Source organism: Frankia sp. CoBUL1 (genome assembly GCF_978021245.1).
The window spans coordinates 806-1677 of the sequence record NZ_CDXDOS010000096.1 but is presented as its reverse complement, the minus strand read 5'-3'; the positions used below and the strand labels follow the sequence as shown (position 1 = coordinate 1677).

The 872-nt window shown below is 71.1% G+C and carries 1 protein-coding gene; it reads left to right on the top strand.

Going from position 1 to position 872, the window contains the following annotated elements:
- Window positions 1-78: 78 nt before the first annotated feature.
- The coding region (locus AC08OX_RS09305; RefSeq protein ID WP_476607436.1) for a PAS domain-containing protein at window positions 79-872 on the top strand (794 nt) is incomplete at its 3' end.

The window sequence follows — 872 nt, the reverse complement described above, 5'->3', positions numbered from 1 at the left end:
CACACTTGGATGCGTCTCCACCCGCCCGAGTCTCCGACGGTGACCGGCGGCTCCGGCCCCGGCAGGACTGGTCCCGAGATGAACCCGACGCCGCAGCCCGATGGTCAGGTACGCAGCGACACCCGCGGGCCTCGGCCCGGCCGGCCGGACCCGCCGGCACTCACCCGGTGGGAAGAGGCGCTGCTGTGTCTGCGGGTGTTCGACACGACGCCGATCATATTCGCGGTCTTCGACCGCGGCCTGCGCTACCGGGCGGTGAACCAGGCGGCTGCCAAGGCCTCCGGCCTGTCCGCCGAGGAGATGATCGGTGGGTATGGCCCGGAGGTGACCCCGGACATAGACCCTCTCGGCTGGGAGCGGCCCCGCCGGGTGTTGGCGACCGGTGAGGAGATCCTCGACAAGGAGATCATCGGAGCGACCCCGGCGGACCCGTCGAATCCGCGCATCTGGCGGGCCTCCTACTATCCCCTGCATGACTCGACCGGGGCCAGAATCGCGGTCGGCGTGACGGCGGTGGACGTGACCGACGAGCGTCGCGCGCAGGCCGAATGTGACCTGGTACTGCGGCGGTTGCGGCTGCTGAGCCGGGCGAGCGGGCTGCTCGGCGCGTCGCTGGACCTGTCGGCCACCTTGCGGGAGATGGTCACGCTGGTCGTCCCGGAATTCGCCGACGCCTGCGAACTGTACCTCGCCGACGAGCCCTGCCCCCCGGGGGCCGAACCCGACCCGCCGCTGCTTCGCCGAGCCGTGTGGGCACACTCCCCCGACCTGCCCCTCCCCCCACCAGACACAAGAAGCAACCTGACCGGACGCCAGGTCGGACGGGTATTCCTCACCCGCCAACCGGTCCGCCTCGACCTGGACGAACGGCT